The sequence below is a fragment of the Ruegeria sp. AL12 genome, assembly GCF_056540885.1.
This window is the reverse complement of the sequence record NZ_JBQFXN010000004.1, coordinates 210,810-237,748: the sequence shown is the minus strand read 5'-3', so window position 1 is coordinate 237,748 and position 26,939 is coordinate 210,810. Positions and strand designations below refer to the sequence as shown.

26 protein-coding genes are annotated in these 26,939 nt (G+C 59.3%); 9 read left to right on the top strand and 17 right to left on the bottom strand.

Annotated elements, in window-relative coordinates; all coding sequences use genetic code 11:
- Nucleotides 1-10: 10 nt before the first annotated feature.
- From ACR0C6_RS13605 to rplO, 9 genes are all read right to left on the bottom strand, one after another.
- A complete protein-coding gene (locus ACR0C6_RS13605; protein ID WP_171233059.1) occupies nt 11-1,321 on the bottom strand; it encodes a replication-associated recombination protein A in 1,311 nt (436 codons plus the stop codon).
- A gap of 3 nt (nt 1,322-1,324) precedes the next feature.
- Nucleotides 1,325-2,710, bottom strand: coding sequence for a trypsin-like peptidase domain-containing protein (locus ACR0C6_RS13600; RefSeq protein ID WP_480619748.1), 1,386 nt, complete (start codon nt 2,708-2,710; stop codon nt 1,325-1,327).
- A 160-nt stretch (nt 2,711-2,870) separates the two neighbouring features.
- Nucleotides 2,871-3,293: a 50S ribosomal protein L17 gene (gene rplQ / locus ACR0C6_RS13595; RefSeq protein ID WP_480619746.1), complete on the bottom strand. Its 423-nt coding sequence runs from the start codon at nt 3,291-3,293 to the stop codon at nt 2,871-2,873.
- 130 nt (nt 3,294-3,423) lie between these two features.
- Nucleotides 3,424-4,440 carry a DNA-directed RNA polymerase subunit alpha gene (locus ACR0C6_RS13590; protein WP_117870179.1) on the bottom strand — a complete coding sequence of 339 codons (1,017 nt, stop codon included), beginning with the start codon at nt 4,438-4,440 and terminating at the stop codon, nt 3,424-3,426.
- 114 nt (nt 4,441-4,554) lie between these two features.
- On the bottom strand, nt 4,555-4,944 hold the full coding sequence (gene rpsK, locus ACR0C6_RS13585; protein WP_008757289.1) for a 30S ribosomal protein S11: 390 nt from the start codon (nt 4,942-4,944) through the stop codon (nt 4,555-4,557).
- A 15-nt stretch (nt 4,945-4,959) separates the two neighbouring features.
- Nucleotides 4,960-5,328, bottom strand: a complete 369-nt coding sequence (gene rpsM, locus ACR0C6_RS13580) for a 30S ribosomal protein S13 (protein WP_008757392.1) — start codon at nt 5,326-5,328, stop codon at nt 4,960-4,962.
- A 200-nt stretch (nt 5,329-5,528) separates the two neighbouring features.
- On the bottom strand, nt 5,529-6,173 hold the full coding sequence (locus ACR0C6_RS13575; RefSeq protein ID WP_480619744.1) for an adenylate kinase: 645 nt from the start codon (nt 6,171-6,173) through the stop codon (nt 5,529-5,531).
- Complete coding sequence (gene secY / locus ACR0C6_RS13570; RefSeq protein WP_152456907.1) at nt 6,170-7,534, bottom strand: preprotein translocase subunit SecY; 1,365 nt, start codon at nt 7,532-7,534, stop codon at nt 6,170-6,172. The genes ACR0C6_RS13575 and secY overlap by 4 nt, the downstream gene beginning before the upstream one ends.
- Nucleotides 7,535-7,643: 109 nt before the next feature.
- A complete protein-coding gene (rplO, locus tag ACR0C6_RS13565) occupies nt 7,644-8,117 on the bottom strand; it encodes a 50S ribosomal protein L15 (RefSeq protein WP_152456906.1) in 474 nt (157 codons plus the stop codon).
- 309 nt (nt 8,118-8,426) lie between these two features.
- Between rplO and ACR0C6_RS13560 the strand changes: the two genes are divergently transcribed.
- From ACR0C6_RS13560 to ACR0C6_RS13550, 3 genes are all read left to right on the top strand, one after another.
- On the top strand, nt 8,427-9,461 hold the full coding sequence (locus ACR0C6_RS13560) for a fatty acid desaturase (protein ID WP_480619741.1): 1,035 nt from the start codon (nt 8,427-8,429) through the stop codon (nt 9,459-9,461).
- A gap of 617 nt (nt 9,462-10,078) precedes the next feature.
- Complete coding sequence (locus ACR0C6_RS13555) at nt 10,079-10,285, top strand: cold-shock protein (protein WP_152456904.1); 207 nt, start codon at nt 10,079-10,081, stop codon at nt 10,283-10,285.
- A 163-nt stretch (nt 10,286-10,448) separates the two neighbouring features.
- A complete protein-coding gene (locus ACR0C6_RS13550; protein WP_170346434.1) occupies nt 10,449-11,003 on the top strand; it encodes a L,D-transpeptidase in 555 nt (184 codons plus the stop codon).
- 18 nt (nt 11,004-11,021) lie between these two features.
- Here ACR0C6_RS13550 and ACR0C6_RS13545 read toward each other — a convergent pair whose 3' ends face one another.
- The gene (locus tag ACR0C6_RS13545; protein ID WP_152459810.1) at nt 11,022-11,648 is read right to left on the bottom strand and encodes an arylesterase; all 627 of its coding nucleotides are present in this window, start codon (nt 11,646-11,648) and stop codon (nt 11,022-11,024) included.
- 66 nt (nt 11,649-11,714) lie between these two features.
- Between ACR0C6_RS13545 and ACR0C6_RS13540 the strand changes: the two genes are divergently transcribed.
- Both ACR0C6_RS13540 and ACR0C6_RS13535 read left to right on the top strand, forming a co-directional pair.
- Nucleotides 11,715-12,410 carry an ABC transporter ATP-binding protein gene (locus ACR0C6_RS13540; RefSeq protein ID WP_480446741.1) on the top strand — a complete coding sequence of 232 codons (696 nt, stop codon included), beginning with the start codon at nt 11,715-11,717 and terminating at the stop codon, nt 12,408-12,410.
- On the top strand, nt 12,407-14,935 hold the full coding sequence (locus ACR0C6_RS13535) for an ABC transporter permease (protein ID WP_480619738.1): 2,529 nt from the start codon (nt 12,407-12,409) through the stop codon (nt 14,933-14,935). The genes ACR0C6_RS13540 and ACR0C6_RS13535 overlap by 4 nt, the downstream gene beginning before the upstream one ends.
- Nucleotides 14,936-14,937: 2 nt before the next feature.
- Here ACR0C6_RS13535 and ACR0C6_RS13530 read toward each other — a convergent pair whose 3' ends face one another.
- A complete protein-coding gene (locus ACR0C6_RS13530) occupies nt 14,938-15,384 on the bottom strand; it encodes an RrF2 family transcriptional regulator (RefSeq protein WP_170346430.1) in 447 nt (148 codons plus the stop codon).
- A 93-nt stretch (nt 15,385-15,477) separates the two neighbouring features.
- On the opposite strand from ACR0C6_RS13530, the gene ACR0C6_RS13525 reads away from it, so the two are divergent.
- Complete coding sequence (locus ACR0C6_RS13525) at nt 15,478-16,047, top strand: gamma-glutamylcyclotransferase family protein (RefSeq protein ID WP_480619736.1); 570 nt, start codon at nt 15,478-15,480, stop codon at nt 16,045-16,047.
- Nucleotides 16,048-16,098: 51 nt separating this feature from the next.
- Here ACR0C6_RS13525 and gltX read toward each other — a convergent pair whose 3' ends face one another.
- Together gltX and ACR0C6_RS13515 are read right to left on the bottom strand one after the other, a co-directional pair.
- Nucleotides 16,099-17,424 (bottom strand): glutamate--tRNA ligase, encoded by a 1,326-nt coding sequence (gene gltX / locus ACR0C6_RS13520; protein ID WP_480619734.1) that lies wholly within the window; start codon nt 17,422-17,424, stop codon nt 16,099-16,101.
- A 75-nt stretch (nt 17,425-17,499) separates the two neighbouring features.
- The gene (locus tag ACR0C6_RS13515; RefSeq protein WP_171119649.1) at nt 17,500-17,934 is read right to left on the bottom strand and encodes a DUF1801 domain-containing protein; all 435 of its coding nucleotides are present in this window, start codon (nt 17,932-17,934) and stop codon (nt 17,500-17,502) included.
- A gap of 116 nt (nt 17,935-18,050) precedes the next feature.
- Here ACR0C6_RS13515 and ACR0C6_RS13510 point away from each other — a divergent pair, with 116 nt between their 5' ends.
- Nucleotides 18,051-18,983, top strand: coding sequence for an MBL fold metallo-hydrolase (locus ACR0C6_RS13510; RefSeq protein WP_171171063.1), 933 nt, complete (start codon nt 18,051-18,053; stop codon nt 18,981-18,983).
- A 4-nt stretch (nt 18,984-18,987) separates the two neighbouring features.
- Here ACR0C6_RS13510 and ACR0C6_RS13505 read toward each other — a convergent pair whose 3' ends face one another.
- From ACR0C6_RS13505 to ACR0C6_RS13495, 3 genes are all read right to left on the bottom strand, one after another.
- Nucleotides 18,988-20,319 carry an NAD(P)/FAD-dependent oxidoreductase gene (locus ACR0C6_RS13505; RefSeq protein ID WP_480619732.1) on the bottom strand — a complete coding sequence of 444 codons (1,332 nt, stop codon included), beginning with the start codon at nt 20,317-20,319 and terminating at the stop codon, nt 18,988-18,990.
- Between the two features lie 137 nt (nt 20,320-20,456).
- Complete coding sequence (locus ACR0C6_RS13500) at nt 20,457-20,804, bottom strand: hypothetical protein (RefSeq protein ID WP_480619730.1); 348 nt, start codon at nt 20,802-20,804, stop codon at nt 20,457-20,459.
- 188 nt (nt 20,805-20,992) lie between these two features.
- Nucleotides 20,993-22,651: an NAD+ synthase gene (locus ACR0C6_RS13495; protein ID WP_480619728.1), complete on the bottom strand. Its 1,659-nt coding sequence runs from the start codon at nt 22,649-22,651 to the stop codon at nt 20,993-20,995.
- Between the two features lie 153 nt (nt 22,652-22,804).
- Between ACR0C6_RS13495 and ACR0C6_RS13490 the strand changes: the two genes are divergently transcribed.
- The gene (locus ACR0C6_RS13490) at nt 22,805-24,286 is read left to right on the top strand and encodes an MORN repeat-containing protein (protein WP_480446750.1); all 1,482 of its coding nucleotides are present in this window, start codon (nt 22,805-22,807) and stop codon (nt 24,284-24,286) included.
- A gap of 4 nt (nt 24,287-24,290) precedes the next feature.
- Here the strand turns inward: ACR0C6_RS13490 and ACR0C6_RS13485 are convergent, their stop codons facing one another.
- A complete protein-coding gene (locus ACR0C6_RS13485; RefSeq protein ID WP_480446751.1) occupies nt 24,291-24,956 on the bottom strand; it encodes an SDR family NAD(P)-dependent oxidoreductase in 666 nt (221 codons plus the stop codon).
- 289 nt (nt 24,957-25,245) lie between these two features.
- On the opposite strand from ACR0C6_RS13485, the gene ACR0C6_RS13480 reads away from it, so the two are divergent.
- Entirely contained in the window at nt 25,246-26,814 is a 1,569-nt protein-coding gene (locus tag ACR0C6_RS13480; protein ID WP_480619726.1) for a 2-isopropylmalate synthase, read from the top strand.
- Nucleotides 26,815-26,939 lie beyond the last annotated feature (125 nt).

Below are 26,939 nucleotides of genomic sequence, written 5' to 3'. Positions count from 1 at the left end.
CCCTGCGTTACTAGCTGTTCCGCTGTGTCCGCAACTTGGCAAAATAATCGAGGCGTTTCTTTAGCTCACGCTCGAAACCGCGCTCGACCGGCTGATACAAAACCGGGCGTTTCATCGTCTCGGGGAAGTAGTTCTGACCGGAAAACCCGTCCTCGGCATCATGGTCATAGGCATAGCCCGCGCCGTAACCCTGATCCTTCATCAAAGAGGTCGGCGCGTTCAGGATATGCTTGGGCGGTGGCTCGCTGCCGGATTGCTTGGCCAGCCGCATTGCCGCCTTGTAGCCGACATAGGCGCCGTTGGATTTTGGCGCCAGGGCAAGATAGACCAGCGCTTGAGCAAGCGCCAACTCGCCCTCGGGTGAACCCAGACGTTCGTAGGTTTCCCACGATTGCAAACAAATGGCCTGCGCCTGCGGATCGGCCAGGCCTATGTCCTCGACCGCCATGCGTGTGATCCTGCGCGCAAGATAACGCGGATCTTCGCCCCCGGTCAGCATGCGCGCGAACCAATACAAGGCCGCATCGGGGTCAGATCCGCGCACCGATTTGTGCAGGGCCGAGATCAGGTTGTAATGCTCATCACCGGATTTGTCGTATTTTGCAGCCCGCCGCATCAAACGCGTTGACAGCGCGTCGGGGGCCAGCGGCGCGTCCACCTTCCACGCCGAAACCTGTTCGATCAGGTTCAGCAAAGCCCGACCGTCGCCGTCGGCCATCTCTTGCAACGCATCGCGGGCGGCAGGCGTCAATGGCAACGCGCGGCTCAACTCTTTCTCGGCCCGCTGGGTCAGACGCTCCAGATCGGCAAGGCTCAACCGTTCCAGCACCAGCACCTGCGACCGGCTGAGCACAGCGGCATTCAACTCGAATGACGGGTTCTCGGTGGTTGCGCCGACCAACAGGATTGTCCCGTCTTCCATATGGGGCAGAAACCCATCTTGCTGAGCCTTGTTGAAGCGGTGAATCTCGTCCACGAACAACAAGGTGCCCTGCCCGTTCTGGCGGCGTATCTTCGCGGCCTCGAAGACTTTCTTCAGATCCGGCACACCGGTAAAGATCGCACTGATCTGAACGAAATGCAGATCGGTTTCCTGTGCCAACAGCCGTGCAATCGTGGTCTTTCCAACTCCGGGTGGACCCCAGAAGATCAGGCTGGACAAACTGCCTGCCGCCAGCATGACACCCAGAGGGGCCTCGGGGCCCAGCACCTGCTCCTGCCCGATCACCTCGGCCAGGGATCGAGGCCGCAACCGGTCAGCCAGAGGCCGGTGAGGAGAAGCGGCGGGTTCTGCCGCCCCGGTATCGAACAGATCACTCACAGGTCACAACCGGAACCGCAAAGAGACGGACCGCCCCCCGCGCACCAGACCTATCTGCACGAAACGGCCCGGATCGGTCAGCGCGGTCTCAACGTCCCGAGGGCGCTGGATCTCATCGGCATTGATGCTTTCAAGAATATCACCGGTTCGCAAACCCGCCCTTCCGCCATACGGGCCGGGATCCACCACGACGACACCGGTCAGCGACAGCGACAATCCCATCCTGGTGATCACCGCGGGATTGACCCGGGACACCACCAACCCCGGAAGAACGGTTCTGTCATTCAACGTCGTTTCTTCGGCGGCCGGAACATCGGGGGCTTTGATAAGCGCCACCTCGACATCTTCACTTTGGTCCCCGCGCAGACGGGTCAGAGCCGAGGTTCCGCCCACTCCGGCAACCGACATCCGAAACTTCATCTCGGCGGGTGAATTGACCTCGTCCCCGTCCACATGGGTTACCACGTCTCCCACTCTGAACCCTGCGTCGCGCAAAGGGCTGAGCTCATGCAGATCAGAGATCACAACGCCCAACGGGATGGCCAGGCCAAGGGATTCCGCGATATCCGCGCTCATGTGTTGACCCGACATTCCCGCCCACGGGCTGACGAAGGTTTCGTTTCCCTGCTTCGCCTGCTTGAGGAATTGCGCCACCAGATTGGCGGGGATGGCAAAGCCTATTCCGTTTGACCCACCCGATCGGGTCAGAATCGAGGTATTGATCCCGATAAGCTGGCCATTCACATCGATCAGCGCCCCACCGGAGTTGCCCGGGTTGATTGCCGCATCCGTCTGGATGAAATATCCGCGGCCATTCCCGGTTGCCGTGCCCGTGCGCGCCAGCCCCGAGATGATGCCGGACGATACCGTCTGCCCCACCCCGAACGGGTTTCCGATGGCCAGCGCCAGCTCTCCAACCTCGACCTGATCGGAATCGCGAAGGGTCAGATAGGGCAGATCTTCGGCCTCTTTCAGCCGCAGGATCGCGATATCGCTTTCCTCATGGCCCAGCACAACCTCGGCCGAAAACTCGCGCCGATCCGTGGTGACAACCCGGATCTCGGTCGCAGAGCCAACCACGTGATAGTTGGAAACAACATACCCATCGTCAGACAGGATAACCCCGGAACCCAACGAGTTTTGAACCCGCTGACGTGGTTCGCCAAACCCTCGGCCAAAGAAATCCTGAAAGAACGGGTCCGAGAAAAACGGGCTTGCCCGGCCCTGCCGGACGATCTTGGCATAGATATTCACAACCGCCGGCGATGCCTGTTTCACGACCGGGGCAAATCCCAACGAAATCTCGGCCTGTGACTGCGGAACTTTCGTTTCGGCCATTCCTTGCGTCGCGCAGGTCAAGGCAACAAGGGTCAGCATTACGCGGATCATGGTGGCTCCGTTTTTTGCGATTGGCCCAGATATGCTGACACAAAATCTGAATTGCAAGTCGGCGGTCGGGTATGCCCCGCAACATGTCGGACATGCCATAACGAAAAAACCTCCGTCCGGTTTCCCGAACGGAGGTTCGACCGTGACCTTGGGTCAGATCTTATTCTTCGTCTGCTGCCTCTTCGGCGGCAACGCGGGCTTTGTCGGCCGCGCCCTTGGCATCGACGTCACGATCAACGAACTCGATGATCGCCATCGGCGCCATGTCGCCATAGCGGAAGCCTGCTTTCAGGATACGGACGTAACCGCCCTGACGCTCGGCGTAGCGGGGGCCCAGGATTTCGAACAGCTTTGCGACGTCTTTGTCTTCTTTCAGCTGCGAGGCAGCCTGACGGCGGGCGTGCAGGTCGCCCCGCTTGCCCAGAGTGACCAGCTTTTCGATGATCGGGCGCAGTTCTTTAGCCTTGGGCAGAGTTGTCTTGATCTGCTCATGTTCGATGAGCGAGCCAGCCATGTTCGCAAACAGAGCTTTACGGTGCTCATGAGTACGGTTCAGGCGGCGGTAACCACGTGCGTGACGCATTTTTCAGTTCCTTCTTTCGCGTTTTGCTTTGTCTGGCCGGCGATGCGTGTCACCGGCTCTCCTTGGGGCGGGAATGCCCATTTGGTCCCCGGATATTCCCACTTCGGGCCGGGCATTGGGGAAGACGCGCTTAGAACGCGTCTTCGAATTTCTTCGCCAGATCTTCGATGTTGTCCGGCGGCCAATCCTCGACATCCATGCCCAGGTGCAGCCCCATGCCGGACAGCACTTCCTTGATCTCGTTCAGCGACTTGCGGCCGAAGTTCGGGGTGCGCAGCATCTCGGCTTCGGTCTTCTGGATCAGATCGCCGATATAGACGATGTTGTCGTTCTTCAGGCAGTTTGCCGAACGGACCGACAGTTCCAGCTCGTCCACCTTCTTCAGCAGCAGCGGGTTGAACTCCAGACCATCGTCCTCGTCCTGACGGCTTGCCGATTCCGGCTCGTCGAAATTGACGAAGATCGACAGCTGATCCTGAAGGATACGAGCGGCAAAGGCCAGTGCATCCTCGGGCGTGATCGAACCGTCGGTTTCGATCTTCAGGGTCAGTTTGTCATAGTCCAGAACCTGACCTTCACGGGTCGGCTGAACGTCATAGGCGACCTTTTTGACCGGCGAATAGATCGCATCGATCGGGATCAGGCCGATGGGTGCGTCTTCGGGCTTGTTCTTCTCGGCCGAGACATAGCCCTTGCCGGTGTTGACGGTCAGCTCCATGAACAGGTCAGCGCCATCGTCGAGGTGGCAGATGACGTGATCACGGTTCAGAACCTCGATGCCGGCGCTTTCGCTGATGTCACCCGCAGTGACAACCGCGGGGCCTTTGGCATTGATCGACAGGCGCTTGGGGCCTTCGACTTCCATGCGCAGGGCAACCTGCTTGAGGTTCAGGATGATGTCGGTGACGTCTTCACGAACGCCTGCCACGCTCGAAAACTCGTGCAGGACGTTGTCAATCTGGACGCTGGTGATGGCCGCACCTTGCAGCGAGCTCATCAGGACGCGGCGCAGGGCGTTGCCCAGGGTCAGACCAAAGCCACGCTCCAGCGGTTCGGCAACCAGGGTGGCTTGACGTGCAGGATCATTGCCCGGCTTGGCTTCCAGCTGGGTCGGCTTGATCAATTCTGCCCAATTCTTGTGGATCATGTAATCCCTCCATTCCTGTCCGCGCCCCATGACCAACAAGGTGCAGACGCCCGAGGTTCAAAATGACGTGCTGGGGCCGTGCAGAAACACAGCCCCAGCTCAATTCAAAATCGCTTAGACGCGACGACGCTTCGGCGGGCGGCAGCCGTTGTGAGCAATCGGTGTCACGTCGCGGATCGACGTGATGTTGAAGCCCACGGCAGCCAGCGCGCGCAGTGCCGATTCACGGCCCGAACCGGGGCCCTGAACTTCGACTTCCAGCGTCTTGACGCCATGTTCCTGCGCCTTCTTGCCTGCGTCTTCCGCAGCCATCTGAGCGGCGTAGGGGGTCGATTTCCGCGATCCCTTGAAGCCCATGGTACCGGCAGACGACCACGAGATGGCGTTGCCCTGTACGTCCGAGATCAGGATCTTGGTGTTGTTGAAGGTCGAATTCACATGGGCAACGCCCGATGCGATGTTCTTACGCTCTTTGCGCTTAACGCGAGTCTTGTCACGTGCCATCGGTCAGACCCTCCCTTATTTCTTCTTACCAGCGATGGCCTTTGCGGGGCCTTTGCGGGTACGAGCGTTGGTGTGGGTACGCTGACCGCGAACCGGCAGGTTGCGGCGGTGACGCAGACCGCGATAGCAGCCCAGGTCCATCAGGCGCTTGACGTTCATCTGAACTTCACGACGCAGGTCACCTTCAACGGTGAAATTTGCGTCGATGTGCTCGCGGATGGCCAGAACTTCGGCGTCGGACAGTTCGTTGACGCGACGGTGCGCTTCAATGCCCACGGCTTCGCAGATCGCTTTGGCCGAGGTGTTTCCGATACCGGTGATATATGTGAGGGCGATAGGTACCCGCTTTGCAGTCGGGATGTTTACGCCGGCAATACGTGCCACGTGTCACTTTCCTTTTCGTTGCGGTTCCGTAACTCCAGAACCTTTTTTCACAACGCTTTACCGTGGCAGTGTGGCCAGAGGGTTCAGCATTATTCGAGGTGGTCGGGGCGGTTGGGACGAATCCCGCACGCGGTCTTGATTCCCTTTAGGGATGGGGGTCGATATGGGCTTTTGGCGGTGCCGTCAAGCCCATATTGAAATCAGCAGAGAATGGCCTCGATCGACGCCGTGACTTCCTTGATGTCCGCCAGCCCGTTCACGGGGCGCAGATCGCCCTTGGCATAGTAATAGCCGATCAGCGGTGAGGTCTTCTTGTAGTATTCCATCAACCGCGTGCGCAGACTGTCTTCGTTATCGTCGGCGCGACGAACGAAGTCATTTTCCTTGCCGCAATTGGTGCATTTGCCGTCAGCTGGGATCGGCTTGGTCTTGTCGTTATAGACCTCACCGCACCCGCCGCAGGTTGACCGTGCGGTAATCCGTTCCACCAGAGCATCGTCATCCACGCGCATTTCGATCACGGTATGCAGGGACTGGCCCAGCTTGGTCAGCAGAGCCGACAGCGCGTCGGCCTGTGCCAAAGTGCGGGGGAAGCCGTCAAAGATGAAACCGGCGCCCTTTTCGGTGGTCAGTTTTTCTTCAATCAGGCCGATCACGATCTCATCGGTGACCAGCTTGCCCGCGTCCATGATCGCAGCAACCTTCTGGCCCATTTCGGTTCCGCTGGTCTTGGCTTCGCGCAGCATATCCCCGGTGCTGAGCTGCACCATCCCGCGGGTCTCTACCAGGTGACGCGCCTGCGTTCCCTTACCTGCCCCCGGGGGGCCCAGAAGAATGATGTTCATCGACGAGCAGCTCCCTTTCTGCCGCGTTTCTTGCCTTTGCCGCGCAGCTGGGACTTTTCGATAAGCCCTTCATATTGATGCGCCAGCAGGTGGCTCTGGACCTGCTGGATCGTGTCCATGGTCACAGAGACGATAATCAGAACCGAGGTGCCACCGAAATAGAACGGAATGGCAAACTGGCCCCGCAGAATTTCGGGCAGCAGACAGACCGCCGCCAGATAGGCCGAACCCAGAACCAGCACGCGGTTGACCACGTATTCCAGATACTCGGCGGTTTTCTTGCCGGGCCGGATGCCGGGCACAAAACCGTTCTGCTTTTTCAGGTTGTCCGCCACATCGTCCGGTTTGAACGACACGTTGAACGTATAGAAATAGGCGAAGAACACGATCATCGAGGCAAAGAACAGAAGGTAAAGCGGCTGTCCGGGGCCGAAATTGGCCAGCAGCCACGACATGACCGGCCCGTTGGCAGCACCGGACGAGAAGGTCGAGATCGTGACCGGCAGCAGCAGCAGCGAGCTGGCGAAGATCGCCGGAATGACACCCGCAGGGTTGACCTTGACCGGCAGGTGGCTTGAGCCGCCTTCGTAGACTTTCATACCGGCCTGACGACGCGGGTACTGAATGTGGATCTTGCGCAGGGCGCGCTCCATGAACACCACAAAGGTGATGACCGCGATGACCATGACGATCACGCCAACGATCACGGCGGGGCTGATCGCACCGCTGCGGCCGCTTGCAAAGAACTGCGCCAGAGCTGCCGGAACTTCGGCAATGATGCCGACGAAGATGATCAAAGAGATACCGTTGCCGATCCCGCGTGCAGTGATCTGTTCACCCAGCCACATCAGAAACATTGTGCCGCCAACCAGCGTGATCATGGTCGACATGCGGAAATAGAGCCCCGGATCAGTCGCCAGATCGCCCGATTCCAGCGAAACGGCCAGACCATAAGCCTGAACGGTGGCCAGCGCCACGGTGCCGAAGCGGGTGTACTGGTTGATCTTCTTGCGCCCCTGCTCGCCCTCTTTCTTGAGTTGTTCGAGCGCGGGAACCATGGATGTCAGAAGCTGAACGATGATCGAGGCCGAGATGTAAGGCATGATGCCGAGGGCAAAGATACCCATCCGCCCCAGCGCCCCGCCGGTGAACATCGAAATCATGCCGCCGATGCCCTGCCCCGCCTGCTCCATGAACTCGCGCAAAGCTGCTCCGTCAATCCCCGGCACCGGAATAAAGGTGCCCAGACGATAGACGATCAGCAAACCCAGCGTGAACAGGATGCGGTTGCGCAGATCGGTGGCCTTGCCCAAAGCAGCCCAGCTTGTGTTGGCTGCCATTTGTTCTGCTGCTGATACCATAAATCGGTCTCTCTTATGCAAACGCCGCCCGGAACCGTTTTCCGGCTCGGACGGCGTCTTGGAAAACTCTGAGGTCTATGTAAGCGGGTCTTTGCCCGCTCACAAGCGATTACTCTGCCGCAGCAGCTTTTGTGACCTTCAGTGAACCGCCCGCTTTCTCGACTGCCTCGACGGCAGATTTCGAAGCACCGGTCACTTCCAGGTTCACCTTGGCGCTGATTTCGCCTTTGGCCAGAACGCGGATACCGTCCAGCTTGCGGCGCACCAGACCGGACGCAACCAGAGCGTCTTCGGTGATCGCAGCCGAAGCGTCCAGCTTGCCGGCGTCGACGAATTTCTGGATCAGACCCAGATTGATAACGGCGAATTCCTTGCGGTTCGGCTTGTTGAAGCCGCGCTTGGGCAAACGCTGGTACAATGGCATCTGGCCGCCTTCGTAGCCGTTGATGGCCACGCCCGAACGGGATTTCTGGCCTTTGATACCACGGCCACCCATTTTACCTTTGCCAGAACCCGGACCACGGCCAACGCGGGTGCGTTTCGGGCTGGCGCCTGGATTGTCGCGCAGTTCGTTCAGTTTCATGTCGCTTCTCCTAAGCCGGATATGACCCCGAAGCGTGATGGGCCAAACACGGCATTTCTTGGTTTTGATTCTCGTGGCGGAAAGCCACCGCAGGCGTATAGGCCCGATAACCGCACTTGACAAGCCTGTAGATTGCCCTGCGCCCCGGGATGCCGGCATGAGGTCTTGAGCCAAGTGTTACGCAAAGGGCACCTCTGCCGGCCTTTGACCGAAAAGTGACCGTGAAATGCAGCAACTTTTGCAAAAACCGCTTGCTATGTCGGGGTGGTCGTCTATCCGGTGGCCAGCAAACACTTGACTGGCAGGCGTATGACTGAACCCTCTCTCTCGCTCCGCGACAAGCCGGAGACCACCGCCGCACGTGACTGGGTAACAACGCTTGCCAAATATCGCGAACCGGACCAAATGCGCAGCGCTTTTGAGCTGGGTGTAAGCATTATCCCCTTTATCGGACTGTGGGCATTGTCCTGGATGTCACTTTCAGTCAGCTATTGGCTGGCCTTTGTGATTTCCGCCCTCAATGCGGCCTTTCTGTTGCGCTTGTTTGCCATCCAGCATGATTGCGGGCACGGCGCATTCTTCAAAAACCGGGCCGTCAGCGACTGGATCGGGCGCGGCATCGGAGTTCTGACACTGACACCATATGATGTCTGGCGCCGCAGTCATTCCACGCATCACAACAGTTCCGGCAACCTGGACAAGCGCGGGATGGGCGATGTCCACACCCTGACCGTGGCGGAATACCGCGCCAAAACACCACTGAACAGGTTCTGGTACCGCGTGTACCGGAACCCGATAACTCTGTTCGTGCTTGGCCCCGGTTATCTGTTTCTGTTTCAAAACCGCCTTCCGCTGGGCCTGACAGACAGCGTCAGGTTCTGGGTCAGCGCGATGGCGACCAATCTTGCCATTCTGATTGCCCTTGTGGCCGTCTACTATTTTGGCGGGCTGATGCCGATGTTGCTGATCTTTCTGCCGTCGACTCTGATTGCCGCAACGGCCGGAGTTTGGCTGTTTTATGTACAACACCAGTTCGAGAACACGCATTGGGACGCCGATGCAGACTGGCAACTGCATGAAGCAGCGCTGCACGGAAGTTCGCACTATATCCTGCCCTCAGTGCTGCAGTGGTTCAGTGCCAATATCGGCATCCACCATGTACACCACCTCTACAGCCGCATTCCGTTCTACCGTCTGACCGAAGTGCTGCGTGATCATGAAGAACTGGCAAACAGCAACCGGATGACCATCCGTGAAAGCCTCGCCAATGCGCGGCTTCACCTGTGGGACGAGAAGAACCGTCGTCTGTTGTCCTTTGCCGAGGCCCACGCACTTTATGGGTAACGGGCATGCCTGGCATTTTCGTCTCTGAAATCGCAGCGCGTGCCTTGCATCAACGGCAGGCGTGTAGCGCGGGACAGTCTCCATCATCCATCGCGACGACTTTCTTGGGCGCGATTTTGACAAAGAATGCGCGCGGCACAAACCGGTATTCAACCGGTGCAAACGCTGGCGCGACTAAGGTGCCTTCATCCCGATCGTGACTGGCTTGATCGCCCACGCCTGAACGGGAAAGCGATCGCGATTGACGCAACCCGCATCGCGCCCTGCATTGCAGTTAAAAAGGCGGTGACCATCTGGTGACAGGAACACCACTCTGCACGGCATCAGTGATAACTAAGAGCGACCGTCCAACCTGTTCGTCGATGCTGGGCAAGGCTGCGGCACCGTGAAAGAAAACTAGCCTCCCCGGGCCTGTGGACACGGCGGAAATCCCTCATGCCCCTGCACAAATCAAACAAAATCCCTTGTCACACCCCCGCCCCGATGCCATATGCAAAGAGCTTACGTTTTTCTATTCGACCTACTGTCTCCTTCATCGGCAGTCAGTCTATCGATACAGACCGACGACGCCAGGCTGCCGCAACTCCGTGGGCAGCACTCAAACAGGAGACACGGATATGCCAGCAGGCACCGTAAAATGGTTCAACACCACCAAAGGCTTCGGCTTCATCGCACCGGAAGAGGGCGGCAAAGATGTATTCGTACACATCTCGGCTGTCGAACGTTCGGGCCTGACCGGTCTGGCCGACAACCAGAAAGTCACGTACGAGCTGCGCGCCGGTCGTGACGGCCGCGAAAGCGCCGACAGCATCCAGCTGGCCTGAGCTTGATATCGGGTGAGGGGATTCCCCTCGCCCCTTTCCCGCCACCACCTCGGGTGGCAGGCAGGACACATCACGTCCACGTGATGTCTGCCCTAGAATTGACCAAATATCGTATCATGATGAAATTGGTTTCAGTTTCATTGGTCATTCGACGAGGGTTTCGATGTTTACACGCCGTATTTTTCTGGCCGGAACGGCGGCCAGCATGTTGCCGGGCATCGCCAGCGCCAAAAAAGCGGTCGAGTATGATCCGACACCGCAATTCGTGCGCATCAAGAAACAGTTCGTACCTGGTCAGCTGCTGGTCGCGCCCCGGTCGTTCTATCTTTACTTCGTCACGGAACCTCGCAAGGCGATCCGCTATGGATGCGGCGTCGGCAAAGCGGGGTTGGAGTTTACCGGCACGGCCACCATCGATGTGAAAAAGGAATGGCCGACCTGGCGCCCGACCGATGAGATGATCGAACGTGATCCCGTCGCTTACGCCAAATTCAAGGACAACGACTATGTCCAACCCGGCGGCGGAGATAACCCGCTGGGCGCGCGCGCGCTGTATCTGTTCCAGAACGGTGTCGACACCTATTTCCGCATCCACGGCACGACGCAGCCGCAGACCATTGGCCGGGCGGTGTCCAACGGTTGCATACGAATGCTGAACGAGCATGTGATCGATTTGTACAACCGGGTCCCGATCGGAACCGTTGTCACGGTCGTCTAGGTGCCCATGGATTGGCGCCTATTCCGCTCGACCCGCCTGATCAACAAGCTTCAGAACGGACGGCCCCAGTGATTCAACGATCTTTACCACCCCATCCGCGTTTGGATGTATTCCGTCCGGCTGCATGAACTGCGATACCGCGCCGGGGTCGCCCTCGGCCGCAAGCCCTTCGAAGAAACTGGCGGCGAAGAGGACGTCGAACTCCTTCGCCAAGTCTGGGTACATTCCGTCGAAAGCTTGCTTGTAATCGGCCCCGTAGTTGCCCGGCGCCTGCATACCGATCAGCAGAACCGGTACATTCGCGTCTAGCGCCACGTCCAGGATCCTGCGCAGATTGGCCTTTGATACGGCAGGGTCGATCCCACGCAGCAGGTCGTTGCCGCCAAGGGCAACGATCATGCCATCCACATCCGGTGTCAGGGTCCAGTCCACACGTGCGGCCCCGCCCGCCGTCGTGTCGCCCGAAACACCTGCGTTGATGACGCGGACATCCGCGCCCTGCGTCTGCAACCAGCGTTCAAGCTGTGGAACAAACCCGCTTTCCTCCACCAGCCCATAGCCCTGAGTCAGCGAGTCCCCCAAAGCCGCAATCACCACTTGTTCGGCTGTGGCCGCAAAACCGCACCACGTGAAAAGGCCTGCCATCAAAGCCTTGCGCAACGTGGTGATCGCTCCATATCCCAAAAGACCGCTCCTTTTTCGGGTAGACCCATGACGACTGCTGTTCTCGCCCTCCAAGATGCCTCTTTGTCCCTGGATGGCAATGCCGGGCGGGTCGATATTCTGCATGACATTACGTTGACTGTGAACAAGGGCGAGACGCTGGGGCTTATCGGGCCTTCTGGCTCGGGCAAGTCTTCGCTGCTGATGTTGATGGCGGGGTTGGAACAGGCGACGCACGGTCAAATCATGGCGCTGGGTCAAGACCTTACCGACATGGATGAGGACGCTCTGGCCCGGTTTCGGCGCGACAGTATGGGGGTGGTGTTTCAGAACTTCCATCTGATCCCGACGATGACCGCGCTTGAAAACGTGGCAATCCCATTGGAACTGGCAGGGCACAAGGATGCGTTCGACCGGGCCGAGCAAGAGCTGGACGCCGTTGGCCTGTCGCACCGTCGCGATCATTACCCGGCGCAACTGTCGGGCGGAGAACAACAGCGTGTTGCCTTGGCACGAGCATCTGCGCCGCGCCCCAAAATCCTGTTGGCTGATGAACCGACCGGGAACCTGGACGAAACCAACGGGGCCGCAATTGTTGATTTGCTGTTTGGTCTGCGCCGGAAATACGATGCAACCCTGGTTCTGGTGACCCACAGCCATTCATTGGCCGAAAGATGTGATCGGGTCGTTCGGTTGCGTGACGGCAGGATCGCCGAAGAGACCCGGCAGGAGGCCGCGGAATGAGCCTGCGGATGGCCGGGCGGCTCGCCCGCCGCGAGCTACGCGGAGGCCTGAGCGGTTTTCGGATCTTTCTGGCCTGTTTGGCGTTGGGGGTCGCCGCCATCGCGGCCGTCGGGTCGGTGCGGCAGGCCATACAGGCTGGGCTTGCGCAAGAAGGGGCCTCGCTGCTGGGGGGCGATGCCGAACTTGAATTCACCTATCGTTTTGCCGATGAGGCAGAGCGCGCCTGGATGCAACAGACATCCGTCCAGATGTCCGAGGTTGTCGATTTCCGCTCGATGGCCGTTGTGCCCGGCGCGACAGGTCCGGAACGAGCGCTGACTCAGGTTAAGTCGGTCGACAACGCGTACCCACTTGTCGGCTCGGTACGGCTGGAACCCGAGATCCCGCTGGAAGACGCCCTGAACGGCAGTTTCGGCTTGCCTGGGGCCGTGATGGAACCTGTGCTGATGGACCGGCTTGGGTTGTCCGTCGGTGATCGGTTTTCACTTGGGACGCAAGAGCTCATCCTGACGGCTGCCTTGCTGGACGAGCCCGACAGCGCGGCGGATGGGTTTGGCCTTGGGCCGCGCACTCTGGTGCGAACCGAGGCATTGCAGGCGTCCGGTCTGCTGGAACCCGGAACACTGTTTTCAACAAAGTACAGGATGATCCTGCCCCGGAACGCAGATCTTTCGGATGTATCCGCAAGGGCTGACGCGGCATTCGAAGGCACTGGAATGCGCTGGACGGATGCACGCAACGGTGCCCCCGGGATATCCGAGTTCGTCAATCGCCTGAGTGCATTTCTTGTCCTTGTCGGGCTGTCCGGGCTTGCCGTCGGAGGCATCGGCGTTTCTGCCGCCGTGCGTGCTTATCTGGGGCAGAAGACGGAAACGGTTGCGACTCTGCGCACCTTGGGGGCCGATCGCGCCACCATTTTTCAAACCTACATGATTCAAATTGGCGTTCTGTCCGTCTTCGGGATCGCGATCGGCCTGACGCTGGGTGGATTGGCGCCGCTTGTTCTGGCCCCGCTGCTGGAAAGCCAATTGCCGGTTCCCGCAGTGTTTTCCCTTTATCCACAGCCGCTGATCGAGGCAGCAATATACGGTCTGCTCACAGCGTTCCTGTTCACCCTTTGGCCACTGGCCCGCACCGAAGATGTGCGCGCCGCGACGTTGTTTCGCGACGCGCTGAGCTCGGCCCGCCCCTTTCCACGTCTGATTTACGTCGTGGCAACGGGTGCCGGGCTGTTGTTGCTGATCGCCCTGGCATCATGGTTCAGCGGCTCGACGCGGCTTACTGTCTGGACCGGCGGCGGGCTTGTCGGTGCACTGGCGCTGTTGGCCCTCGCCGCTTATGCCATTCGCAAACTGGCCCGGGCTGGGACTTCGTTGGCCCGCGGGCGGCCCACAGTCAGATGGGCGTTGTCGGCCATCTCGGACCCACGCGAAGGTGCAGGATCTGTAGTTCTGTCACTGGGGCTGGGCCTGTCGGTGCTGGCTGCGGTCGGGCAGATCGACGGGACCCTGCGCAACGCCATTTCGGGCAACCTGCCGGATGTTGCGCCGTCGTACTTCTTTGTGGACATCCAGAAAGATCAAATGCCCGGCTTCACCGAACGCCTGCAAAGCGACCCCGCGGTCAGCCGCATTGAAAGCGCGCCAATGTTGCGCGGGATCATCACGCAGATCAACGGCCGGCCCGCTCGGGACGTGGCCGGAGATCACTGGGTGCTGGAAGGGGATCGCGGCGTGACCTATTCGGTTCAACCGCCGCCGAACACACGCTTGACCGCAGGGGAATGGTGGGACGAAAATTACGCAGGCGCGCCGCAGGTCAGCTTTGCCGCCGAAGAAGCCGAAGAGATGGGCCTGAACTTGGGCGACCAACTGACCGTCAATATCCTGGGGCGAGACATCACGGCAGAACTGACGTCCCTGCGCGAGGTGGATTTCTCTACCGCGGGAATGGGCTTTGTCATGTCGATGAACCCCTCTGCGCTGGCCGGTGCGCCGCACAGCTTTATCGCGACGGTCTATGCCGAAGAACAGGCCGAGGCGGCCATCCTGCGGGATCTTGCGGGCCAGTTCCCCAATATCACGGCCATCCGGGTGCGCGACGCCATTGATCGTGTCTCGGGCCTGCTGGCAGGCATCGCCGCAGCGACCTCGTACGGTGCAGGAGTATCGCTGCTGACCGGATTTCTGGTTCTGATCGGCGCAGCGGCGGCGGGCGAACCTGCCCGCAGATACGAAGCAGCGATCCTCAGGACATTGGGTGCAGATCGTGGCAGTATCCTGCGCAGCTTTGGCCTGCGATCTGTTCTGCTTGGGGCCGCTGCGGGATGCGTCGCGCTGTTCGTTGGCATTCTGGGCGGCTGGGCCGTTGCCACCTACATCTTCGACACAGAGTTCACGGTCATCTGGTCATCGGCCTTCGGCATCGTTCTGGCCGGGATAGGCGTCACGTTATGTGCTGGGCTGGCATTTGCCCTGCGTCCACTTTCGGTGCGTCCGGCGCGCATATTGCGCGCGAGCGATTGAAATCAGCGCACGCAGGCCACGGGCTGCAAGAGCCTCAGCAGCGGATCATTGTCACATACCAAAGCATCCAGGGTAACATCGTCCAGGGACGCATAGAACACCTCTGCCGCGTCCTGAAGCGCAAGCCTCAGCCGACAGGCATCCGTAAGAGGGCACGTGTTGTCAGCGTCGGCGAAACACTCGGCAATGGGCAAAGCCCCTTCAACATGCCGGAACACCGCACCGATGCGTATCTGATCCGCCGGGCGCGCCAGCGACATGCCACCGTTACGACCGCGCTGCGTGCTCAGATAGTTCAGCTGGCTCAGCTGATTGATCACCTGCGCCAGATGGTTTTCCGAAATGTTGCACACTTCGGCAATTTCGGATTTCGTGACCAGCCTGTCCGGGTGAGCTGCGCAATACATCAACAGGCGCACAGCGATATTCGTCCTTTTGGTAATCCGCATGAGGGCCTCCCTAAATTCAAGATGCAACCTTATTGCATGTCCGGGAAAAAAGCGGTTTGACATACATCAATCGACCCAAAGGACACTTCTCGGATGGCCGACCCCTATTTCTTTGGCTATGGCAGCCTTGTGAACCTTGCGACGCATGATTTCCCCGATCCACGCCCCGCGCGACTGAAAGGTTGGCGGCGGGCCTGGCGGCATACCGATCTGCGACCCGTGGCGTTTCTGACTGCCGTGCCCGACCCGGAGTCAGAGATCGAAGGCATGATTGCGCATGTTCCAAAAAATGACTGGGCCGCGCTGGATGAACGGGAATGGGCGTATGACCGAATTCCTGCAACACAGTCGGTTTCGCATCCCCTGACGCACGATGTCGAAATAGCTGTCTACGCCGTCCCTCAGGATCGGCACAGCGAGCCCAGCAATCACCACCCGTTGCTGCTCAGCTATATCGACGTTGTCGTGCAGGGTTACTTGCGGGCATTCGGCGAGGACGGCGCGGATCGATTCTTTGAGACGACAACCGGATGGGATGCCCCGATCCTGAATGATCGCGCCGAACCGCGTTATCCACGCCACCAGCAACTCAAACCTGTCGAACGTGATTTTGTCGATGACCGCCTGACCAGTTTGTCGGTTCGAATTGTGCAACCAGCGTAAAAAAAAGGGCCACGCCGATGACGTGGCCCAGAATTCTGGTGTGCCACCACGTTAGCCGCGCGCGCGGATCACCTGTAGCAACGGCATCAGCGCTGCCATTTCCGGGCCGCGCTCCTTGCCGGTCAGCGCTTTGCGCAGCGGCATGAACAGACCTTTGCCCTTGCGACCGGTTGCCTCTTTCACGGCTTTGGTCCAGGTGCTCCAGGTCTCGCCGTCGAACGGACCTTCGGGCAGCAAAGCCATTGCCTGGGCAATAAATTCCTGATCTTCATCGGCGATCAGGGGATCGGCCCCGTCACGGCACAGCTCCCACCAGCCCTTGAGATCGGCCAGGGTGGTGATGTTTTCACGGGCCATGGCCCAGAAAGGTTCTGCCAATTCATCTGGAACACCGGCATCCGCAACGGCACTGGCCACATCTGACAGCGGCAGCGATTGCAAATGCCTCGCGGTCAGCGGGAACAGGTCCTGCACATCGAACTTGGTCGGCGCGGCGCCAAACCGGTTTACATCGAACCCTTCGATCAGCTCGGCCATTTCCGAGCGCAGCTCAACCGGATCAGACGAGCCCAGACGCGCCATAAGGCTCAGCAACGCCATCGGTTGCACACCCTGTTCGCGAAGATCGCGCAAGGCCAGCGTGCCCAGCCGTTTCGACAATGCCTCGCCCTGCGGACCAGTCAGCAGAGAATGGTGGGCAAAACGCGGACAACGCCCGCCCAGCGCCTCGATGATCTGGATCTGCGTCGCCGTGTTGGTCACATGGTCCGAACCCCGTACGACATCCGTCACGCCCATTTCAGTATCATCCACAACCGACGCAATCGTATAGAGAACCTGACCATCGCCACGGATCAAAACCGGATCGGAAACCGAAGCCGCATCAATCGAGATGTCGCCAAGAATGCCGTCATTCCATTCGATACGTTCATGATCCAGCTTGAAGCGCCAGACGCCGTTGCCACGTTCGGCGCGCAGCTTCTCTTTCTCGGCCTCCGACAGGTTCAGCGCAGCGCGGTCATAGACCGGCGGCTTGCCCATGTTCAGTTGCTTCTTGCGTTTCAGATCCAGCTCGGTCGGCGTTTCGAACGCTTCGTACAAACGACCCATCGCGCGCAGCTTGTCGGCCGCTTCGGCATAGCAGTCCAGACGGTCCGACTGACGCTCGACCCGGTCCCAATGCAAGCCCAGCCATTCCAGGTCCTGCTTGATGGCATCGACATATTCTTCTTTCGACCGCTCAGGGTCGGTATCATCGATGCGCAGGATGAACGTACCGCCTGCCTTGCGGGCAATCAGATAGTTCATCAGGGCGGTGCGCAGGTTGCCCACATGGATGTAACCGGTGGGCGACGGGGCGAAACGGGTGGTTGTCATGGGTGTCTCCTGTTGGCGCGGCTCTTGTCACATGGGGGCGTTTTTGTCCAGCCGCCGCTTGATCCATCAGGTGATTCAGAAAGGTTTCACCGGCCACACCCTGTCGAGGTCGTCCAGTCCAGCGCGAATGAGTTCGCGCAAAACACCCGTGTCGATATCCGCCAGTTTGTTGACGTAAAGACAGGACTTGCCCAGCTTGTGCTTTCCCAATCTGGCCATGAGATCCGCAAAATCTGCGTAACCCGGCATGATGTAAATCACCAAAGCTGATTTGCGCGGCGAAAAACCGGTTGCCAGAAAGTCGCCTTCACGACCCGATTTGTAGCGATAATGGTAGCGGCCATACCCGACGATCGACGGGCCCCACATGACAGGGCTAAACCCGGTGGTGGCGCGAAACAATTTGTCAAGCTGGTGCGCGTCTTCAGCACGGCGCGCCGGTTGAACCGTTCTCAGGAAATTCTCGACGCTTTGATCTGTCGGAACTGTCTTGTTGTCTGATCGCGCCATGAACAAAAATTAACACGTATTATTCACCCATGCACCCCATCTGAATGGCGTATAAACTGGCAAGAGACTCTCGACGCCCTAACTGAACCAATGATGTCCTGACAGGGAGAACGAAGATGACAATAAAACTTACACGCCGCGCAGCCTTGGGAAGTGCCGCCGCCTTGCCGTTTGCAGCTGCCGCCGCACCGGTTCTGGCCGCCAGCCCGGAAACCAAAGCAAACTCGACCATCGCAAGGTCATTTCATATTGGCGATTTCACGGTCACGACCCTGCTGGATGGCAGCTTTCCACGCGACGGAGCCAAAGAGATTTTTGGGGGCGGAGCGACGGACGAAGAATTTGCCAAGGTTTCGGCTGAAAACTTCATTCCGGCAGACGTCGCACAGTTTTTCTTTACCCCCTCACTGGTCAACACGGGATCAGAGCTGGTTCTGTTTGATACCGGTCTGGGGCAAGGTGGCATACAGGCCGCGCTGGCAGATGCGGGCGTGACCCCGGATCAGATCGATGTGGTCGTGATAACGCATATGCACCCTGACCATATCGGTGGCATGACCACCGAAGGCGCGCCGACCTTTGCGAATGCGCGCTACGTGACGGCTTCTCCGGAATATGATTTCTGGGCTGCGCAGGACGCAGGCAATCGCGTGGGCGATCTGGTCGCTGAAAAAGTCACACCGCTGGCCGAGAAAATGACCTTTGTCGAAGACGGGGGCGAGGTTGCCTCGGGCATTACCGCAGTGGCCGCTTATGGCCACACACCGGGCCACACGGTCTACCATCTGGAAAGCAACGGGCAACGTCTGGTGCTGACGGCGGATCTGGCCAACCACTATGTCTGGTCTTTCGCCCATCCCGAATGGGAAGTCCGGTTTGACATGGACAAGGCCGCAGCCACTGCCGCACGCCGCGATGTTCTTGGCATGCTGGCTGCCGACAAAGTGCCGATGGTCGGCTATCACATGCCCTTCCCCGGCGCCGGGTATGTTGAGACCCGTGGAGAAGGCTTTCGCTTTGTCCCGGTCAGCTACCAGATGATGGGCTAAGCGTTCAGTACCCCGGATCCGGCCGCACTTTTGAACCGTCACTGAACCGCGACAAGCGAAAGGCGGCCGGGTCCACGCAAGGCGTTGTTTCGGCAACCAGATCAGCCATCAGCCGCCCCGCCCCGGGGCCGATTCCAAAGCCATGGCCTGAAAACCCCGTGGCAATGTACATTCCCGGCAGATCATCCACGCCCGAGATGACGGGAATGGCATCCGGCGTCACATCGATCATACCTGCCCAGCTTTGTACGATCTCGCCCGTTTGCACAGCGGGGTATCCCTTGCATGCACTGTCCCTGGCGCGTCGCAGTGCTTTTTGAGACGGCTCGGGGTCCAGGATCCGGCACTTTTCGAACGGCGTCACATCGGTTGGCAACCATCTCCGGTTTTGTTGTGCTTCGATCGTCCAGCGTTTGGATAGGCGAAAGCGCAGAGATTTCCACTCCTGCACAAAAGCCGGCAGGAACTGCATCGCCAATCGAAAACTGTCCGGCACGATGTCCACGGTATTCTCATGACCGGACGCAATTGTGTAACCGCCATCAGCCCGTTTTCGGATTGCGAAATCATCCGACCACAACGACACCTCGGGCCCCTCTGCGATGGGGGATGTGCGCAGAACCGTATTCAGAACCTTCAGCTGCGGCAGTTCGATCCCCGCATTGCCTGCAAACAGGCGCGACCACGCGCCCCCGGCCAGAACGACGCGGCCGCTGGCAACTTTGCCGCGCTCGGTGAAGACACCGGCGATACGTCCAGCCTGAACGTCCACACTGCGCACGGCGCAATTCGTCATGATCACTGCGCCCCGAGCCCGCGCAGCTTCGGCAATGGCGGGGGCTGTCCATTGCGGTTCGGCACGACCGTCCTGCGGCATGTACAAAGCGGATTCAAAGCCCGATTGGTTGCCGTGCAGAAGATCTGCCAACTCACCGCCCGAAACCATCCGCGCGCCGGTCTGCAATCCTTCGACATGGTGCAACCAACGTTCCATGTTGCCGGCATCCCGCCTGCCGGATGCGCCAAAAAGGATACCGGATCGGGTGTAACCTGTCTTGCGGTCCAGCCGGTCATCGAGCGTCTGCCAGATGCGCAACGATTCCTGCATCAGGGGTATCTCTCTTGGGTCCCGCATCCCAAGACGGACCCACCCCCAATTGCGTGAACTTTGTTCGGCTGCAATCTGCCCTTTTTCGCACACAAGAACCGAAGCGCCCCGCTCTGCCAGTTCCAATGCGGTTGAAACGCCGATGATTCCGCCGCCGATGACCACGACATCAACGGTTTTGGGCAGGGCAAGATCAGGTTCTACAGGAGTCGGTTTGGGCGCGGTCATCAATAGGCCTTACTCTGTCGCTTGGACCGCCATGGAGACCAAAAGACAAAGCATGGGCAATACAAACTGCCACCGCAACATACGATTTTCGGCATCTGTGACCCAGACGCCTGAGGTTATAAGCGCGGGGCCGAAGGTTACGCTGCGCCGGACAGTTCCGCCCATTTCTGGCGCAAGATCGCCGACAACCGCTTTTCCTTCAGCGCCGCTTGCGCGGATACGTCTTCCTGAGGAAGCAATTGCGGAAACTCTGGCCGCAGCATGGCCGCTTTCTGATCTTCCGACTGCCGCTGCTCATTCAACAGATCGGCAATTGCCGCATCCAGCTTTTCTTCATCCAATTCTTGCGGCGGAGATTCCATTGTGCGCCATTTCAAAGGCGCATGAAGCGATCTTTCATAATCCTCGTACATTTTAACACCAAACCATTCACTCAGACATCCAACCCCGGATACGCTGCGTTCGCCACATTCGGCTTTCGCCATCAACGACAATGCGTCGCATCCGCCCCACATTGGGCAACTTCCAAGCAAAAATGTGTCAGAAAAATGTCACCCAAGCAAGCCAGGGACGGCCTTTTTCGCCCGGCTGCACGGGCTTTGCCCTTCGATCAGGGAACAATACACAGATCGGAAACTTCACTGTTTCCGATCTGACGAGCTTGGCTTCGATTTCAGTGACGATCACGCCAGCGATTTACGATCGGGTACCGCCGGTCCAGCCAGAATGCCCGCTTGCTCAAGCGCGTGCCCGGAGCGGACTGGAACCGTTTGTACTCGCTGATATAGATCAGGTGCTCGACCTTTCGCGCGTCCGCCTCGTCATATCCGGCGGCGACGCAATCCGCGATGGAGCCATCCTGATCGACCAGAATGTCAAGTATCGCGTCCAGCACGGGATAGTCCGGCAGGCTGTCACTGTCCTTCTGATCTTCGCGCAGTTCGGCGCTGGGGGGTTTGTCGATGACGGAGGGGCGAATGACCTCTCCGTCAGGCCCCATCATCCAGTCTCGATGGTTGGCGTTGCGCCAGCGGCAGGTTTCGAACACGCGGGTCTTGTACAGATCCTTGATCGGGTTGTAGCCGCCATTCATGTCGCCATAGATCGTGGCATAGCCCACCGCGACCTCGGACTTGTTGCCGGTGGTCAACAGCATTTCACCAAACTTGTTCGAAATCGCCATCAGCAAAAGCCCGCGCAGGCGCGACTGAATGTTCTCCTCGGTCAAGCCTTCGTCCAACCCCGCAAATAGCGGAGCAAGCGTGTTGGTGACGGCAGCCCGGCTTTCCGAAATCGGCACATGGTCATAGTGCACACCCAGCGCCTTGGCGACGGCCTCGGCATCGTCCAATGACGCTTGGCTGGTATATTCCGACGGCAACATCACGCAGCGAACATTGTCGGCCCCGATGGCATCCACCGCGATGGTCGCCACCAAGGCGGAATCGATCCCTCCGGACAGTCCCAGAACTGCCTTTTTGAAACCGGTCTTGCCCATATAGTCCCGCAGGGACTGCACCATCGCGCGATAATCCTGCTCCCACACATCTGGCTGGGGCACGATTTCTGCCGGCACAATGCGCCAGCCATCATCGCCACGCTCAAGATCCACCTGCGCAACCACTTCGTCGAATACCGGCATCCGGAAGGCCAGCTCTCCGCCCGGGTTGAGACCGAAGCTGGCGCCGTCAAAGACCTGATCGTCCTGCCCGCCGACCATGTTCAGGTAGATCAGCGGCAGGCCCGTTTCGACCACGCGCGCGACCATATGGTTCAGACGTACATCGTATTTGTTCCGGAAATAGGGCGACCCATTGGGGATCAGCAGAAACTCGGCCCCGGTTTCCTCAAGGGTTTCCGCCACATCCGGGTGCCAGCCATCCTCGCAGATGGGGCTGCCGATCCGGAAGTTGCCAACCGAATACGGCCCGCCCAGAGGACCCGCATCATACAGGCGCACTTCGTCGAAAACAGTCTCATTCGGCAGGTGGTGCTTCAGAACCTTGCTGGTGATCCGCCCCCCCTTCAGGATCAGATAGGCATTGTACAACTTTCCATCATCGACCCACGGACCACCCAGGGCAATCGCGGGCCCATCGGCGCATGTCGCGGCCAGAGACTCGACCGCATCCATGGCCGCGCGATGAAACACAGGCTTCAGCACCAGATCCTGCGTGTTGTATCCGGTGATGAACATCTCGGGGAACGCCACCAGATCGGCCCCCGCCGCCTTGCCCTGTTCCCACGCAGCAACGACCTTGGCCGCGTTGCCGTCGATATCCCCTACGGTCGGGTTCAGTTGCGCCAGAATGATGCGGAAACGGTCGGCCATGCTGCCCTCTTGCCTCGTCAGTCCTATTGCCATTTAGCAGATCATCGCGCGAGTAAAAGGCCAATGCGGCAAAACCCGTTGCCCTGCCCTCGACGGTACCCTAGTTTTGCGCCCAGGGATGCAACCAACGATGATCCGGCAGGCAGGACCAAAATGAACGTGATCCGAAACTCAATTGGGGCTGTGGCCATGAGCCTGGCAACTGCGACCGCTTTTGCGCAGGACGGCACGATTATCGTCAAGGATGACGAAGTGGGCGGCGTCTACGAGGGCACTTATGAGAATGGCCTGCGCCACGGGACGGGTACGTATCGGCTGCCCAACGGGTTCGAATACACCGGCCAGTGGGTGGAAGGTGAAATTCAAGGCCAGGGCGTCACCAAGTACCCGGATGGATCGGTTTATGAAGGGGCGTTCGTCAAAGGTCAGCCTGACGGGCGCGGCAAGATCGTTTACGCCAATGGCAGCAGCTATGATGGAGAATGGTCCAACGGATCCATCAACGGCACGGGCGTCGCTGAATTTGCCAATGGCTCGCGCTATGAGGGTGAGTTCAGGAACGCACAACGGCACGGCAAGGGCAAACTGACCTTTCCCGATGGGTATGTCTACGATGGCGATTGGGTGGAGGGTCAGCGGCAAGGCAAGGCCACGATTACCTATGCCGATGGCAGCGTTTACGAAGGCGATGTCAACGCCGGCTTGCGCGATGGCACGGGCACCCAGACAATGCCTGACGGAATGGTATACGAAGGCGAATGGACGCAGGACCAGATCACCGGGACAGGTCGCCTGACCTATGCCAATGGTGATGTGTATGAAGGCGAGCTTGTGCAGGGGCGCCGTCAGGGCAAAGGCAAAGTAACTCACGCGTCAGGGGACGTCTACGAGGGCGATTTTGTCGATGATCGCCGCCATGGCAAAGGCACGTTCACCGGAACCGATGGATTTGTGTACACCGGCGACTGGAACCAGGGTCAGATAGAAGGCCTGGGTGAGCTGACCTATCCCGACGGTTCGGTTTACGTGGGCGATTTCGTGGCCGATCTGGCGGAAGGAAACGGCCGCATCACCTATCCCGACGGCTCCACTTACGAGGGTGAGTGGATCGCCGGCGTCATCGAAGGCCAGGGTACGGCGACCTATGCCACCGGCATGATCTATGAGGGTCAGTTCAAAAACGCACAAAGCCACGGCAAGGGTGTGATGACCCGCGCGGACGGTTCGATATATGACGGAGACTGGGTCAACGGGGTTCGTCAGGGAAAAGGCAAGGCGACCTACTCTGACGGCACGGTATACACCGGGGATTTCGTGAACGGTAAGCGCCACGGCAAAGGAGAAATCGTGACCCCTGCCGGGTTCAAATATGTCGGCGACTGGTCCGAAGGCAAAATCAACGGCGAAGGCATAGCGACCTATTCGAACGGTGACGTCTATGAGGGCAACTTTGTCGACAACAAAAGGCAGGGCAGCGGAACCATGCGCTATGCCAACGGGCAAGAAGAAACCGGTATCTGGGAAAACGGGGTTTTGCCAAATCAAACCCAGGACCAGCAGGGCGACGCAGACGCTCCGGCACAGCAGATAGACCCGGGTTCAGAGGCGGCACAGCCAGATCCGTCTGGCGAATGATCGTTCACCAGGGAACAGGTTTTCCGGCCCAGTCAAAGAACCCACCGGTATCCGCCGGGCGCAACCCGCCGATCACGGACATCAGGTTGCGCGCGGCTTCACCGGGTTCAACGGCGGGATGCCGGCCCAGATATTTCCGAGTAAACTCTGTTTTGACCGTGCCGGGATGCAGCGCAACACATATCGCCTGTTTATGGGTCCGGGCCAATTCAATTGCCGACGTATGGACGATTTGATTGACCGCGGCCTTGGCCGCGCGGTAGCTGATCCAGCCGCCCATCCGATTGTCGCCAATGGACCCGACCCGCGCGGACAATACAGCAAATACCGAACGCCGCTGTCGCGGCAACAACTGATGGGCCCGGCTTAGCACCAACGCCGGACCAACGGCATTCAGAGCAAACTGGTCCATCATTGCCCTTGCCGAAACAGATCGAATGGTCTTTTCGGGCGCATTGCCTGAAATCTCCAGCGCCCCGGAAGCGACAAGAACAAGATCGAACGGGCCCGATAGGCGTTCAAGCATCCGGCTTGCTCGATCTGGTTCCATCAGATCGAACCCCTCGACAGAGCGCGAGAGGCACGTCACCGCAACGCCCCGCGCCTCCAATTGCTCGCGTACGGCCGCACCGATCCCGCCGGACGCACCAATGATCAAAGCAGTATCCATCTGCGACCAGCTAGCGGCATGGACGGATCAATCAAGGGACAGGGAATTTCCAACCCCCTACGCCGCAACTTGTCGAAAATTGGTTCTTTTCATTCCCGGCGGCGTCTGTATAACCTCAAACCCATGATCAACTGCGCAGATATCCCTTTTGCCAAAGCCGCCCCTCGCGGCGCGGTTCTGCGTGGCCTACTGATCCTAATCCGCCTCTGAGCGTGCCATCCGGCGCGCCCGCTCAGAGGAGGACGCCAGCGCGCCAACAGGCTTTAGGACAGACAAGAAAGAGATTCCCATGACCAACGTGACCGACCAAGACCGTGTCTTGATCTTCGATACCACTTTGCGCGACGGCGAGCAGAGCCCAGGCGCGACCATGACCCATGACGAAAAGCTCGAGATTGCCGAGCTGCTGGATGACATGGGCGTCGACATCATCGAAGCCGGTTTTCCGATCGCATCCGAAGGTGACTTCAAAGCGGTATCCGAGATCGCCAAGAACGCCAAGAACGCCCGTATCTGCGGTCTGGCACGCGCCAATTTCGCCGATATCGACCGCTGCTGGGAGGCGGTCAAACACGCGGAACAGAACCGCATTCACACCTTCATCGGCACCTCTCCGCTGCACCGCGCCATTCCGAACCTGACACAGGACGAGATGGCTGACAAAATCCACGAAACGGTCAGCCACGCGCGCAACCTGTGCGAAAACGTGCAGTGGTCGCCGATGGACGCGACCCGGACCGAATGGGATTACCTGTGCCGCGTCATCGAAATCGCGATCAAGGCCGGGGCGACCACCATCAACATCCCCGACACCGTGGGATATACTGCGCCGCTGGAATCAGCGGACCTGATCAAACGCCTGATCGAAACGGTTCCGGGCGCAGATGAGGTGATCTTTGCCACCCATTGTCACAACGACCTCGGCATGGCGACAGCGAACTCACTGGCGGCCGTCATCGGTGGCGCGCGCCAGATCGAATGCACCATCAACGGCCTGGGCGAACGCGCCGGCAACACCGCCCTGGAAGAGGTCGTGATGGCAATACGCACGCGCAATGACATCATGCCCTTCCACACCGGGATCGACACGACCAAGATCATGCATATCTCGCGCCGGGTCGCGACCGTGTCGGGCTTCAACGTGCAGTTCAACAAGGCCATCGTCGGCAAGAACGCGTTTGCCCACGAAAGCGGCATCCATCAGGACGGCATGCTCAAGAACCGCGACAATTTCGAGATCATGCGCCCCGAGGATATCGGCCTGTCGGGCACATCCCTGCCTCTGGGCAAGCACTCGGGCCGCGCGGCTCTGCGCGACAAACTGGAAACGCTGGGCTTTGAAGTTGGCGACAATCAACTCAAAGACATCTTCGTGCGGTTCAAGGATCTGGCGGATCGCAAGAAAGAAGTGTTCGACGACGATCTCATTGCGCTGATGACGTTGGACGAGGCGGACGACTATCTGCAATTGGTGTCGATGAAAGTCACCTGCGGCACCGGCGGGCAAGCGGAAGCGACTGTCGAGCTGGAAGTCGACGGCAAGGACGTCATCGCAACTGAACACGGTGACGGACCGGTAGACGCGACCTTCAAGGCGATCCGCGCGATTCACCCCAACACGGCCCGTTTGCAGCTGTATCAGGTTCATGCGGTGACCGAAGGCACAGATGCGCAGGCCACGGTTTCGGTCAGGCTGGAAGAAGATGGCATGATCGCCACGGGTCAGTCGGCGAACACGGATACCGTCGTGGCTTCGGCCAAAGCCTATATCCACGCGCTGAACCGCCTGATCGTGCGCCGAGAAAAGACCGGCCCGGGCGCGGATGCCCGCGAAATCAGCTACAAAGACCTGACCTGATCCAAATTGGCACGGTGAGGGGTTCCCGCACCTGCGGTTGCCCGGCTGCGCCGAGCACCCTTGCAGCTTTGGGCCCGGCAGCGCGCCTGCGGCGCGCTGCCGGGCCCAACATGTTTGACGGCATC